Annotated in this window: 1 protein-coding gene; it reads right to left on the reverse strand. The window is 65.4% G+C overall.

Annotated features, from left to right (window positions below):
- Nucleotides 1-1264 (reverse strand): RuBisCO large subunit C-terminal-like domain-containing protein (locus VBE63_RS29460; RefSeq protein ID WP_323686525.1); only part of this gene is annotated, 1264 nt, incomplete at its 3' end.
- Nucleotides 1265-1331 lie beyond the last annotated feature (67 nt).

Genomic DNA, 1331 nt, shown 5'->3' on the forward strand with positions numbered 1-1331 from the left:
ACTCTGGATGCTGAGCGGCATGCTCAGCGAGCGGCACACCAGCGGCGATCGCCTCCCAGGCTTGTCGTAGGCTCGCCGCTCCGCCGCGCGGTCCCATTGGATGGCTGAACACGCCACGGCCGGGGACGAAGCCGAAATCGGCATTGCCGACATGCTCATGCACCCCCGGCAGGGTCACCGCCGAATCGCTTCCCCCAGGCACTGGCAGACAGGGCTTGATCGGTCCCATCGGCTCGACGCAGGCGGCGATGCATTCCAGCACCTCATCCTCCGCCGTCATCATGCGCGGCCCGAAACCGGGCATGATCACCACATCGAAGCCGGCCAGACGCTGCAATTTTGTCCAGACCCGGGTATGCACGCCGAAATAAGGCAGCCGACTCGAGGCCGCGATCAACGGGAAGTGCGCGACGAGCGGGACTTGGGACTGCTTTCGCAGCATGCGCACCGCGCTCAACCCGGTCGGTAGCGCATTGACCATCACCGCGTTGGCGCCGTTGGCGACCACTAGATCGTGCAGCGGCAGCAGCCGATCGACCTCATCGGTGATGTTGGCGAGATAGACCTTGTGCTCGCCGGTCTCCTGCTCGGCTCGCTGGCGGGCTGCACCGAGCAGGGCCGAGCGGCGCGCGATCGGCGACCAATCCGGGTCGGCCAGCATCTCGTCGTCCTTGGCGATATCGAGTCCACCGAGCCAGCCCTGGTAGCCGAGTTCGGCGAAGGGCTCGGGGTCCAAGCCGATGTTGGGCTTGATCACCCCGAAGAAGAAGGGCCGGTTGCGAATCTGCCAGCGTTCACGCAGCCCATCGAGCCCGAACTGCGGCCCTTCGAACGCGGCCAGAAAGCTGTCCGGAAATTGGATATCCAGCAGCTTGATCAGCGGCACATCGGGGGCAAAGAAGGGGCCTTCGCCCAGGATCGCGCTGAGTAGATTCGGGAGGCGCGGGCCAAAGTTGGCATGCGGATGCGCAATCCGCACCCGGCAGACACTGACCGGACCCTCGACCGGCGGGAGGAGCGGATAGCTGGTGCCGGACAGCTCGGTCTCGACCTCCAGATCCAACACCTTGGCGGCGAAGCGTGGCCGATAGTCCTCATCGACATCGACTCGCTGCCATTGCGCGGTCGACTGCTCGCTGCACAGATGCGCCGCGGCAACGCGCGGATCACCAGCACACTCGATGCGGTAATCGAGGATGAGATGCGCCTCGGCGTCGAGCGTCGCGGCATCGCTGTAGAAACCCTCGATATCAGCAGCTTTCATGATTGCTCAATCCTCCGCGGCCTGGCCAAGGAACTGCAGGGTCACGGCGCGCTCCGGGCGCGGCCCG

The sequence above is a fragment of the Lamprobacter sp. genome, assembly GCF_034860625.1.
Taxonomy (GTDB): Bacteria; Pseudomonadota; Gammaproteobacteria; order Chromatiales; family Chromatiaceae; genus Lamprobacter.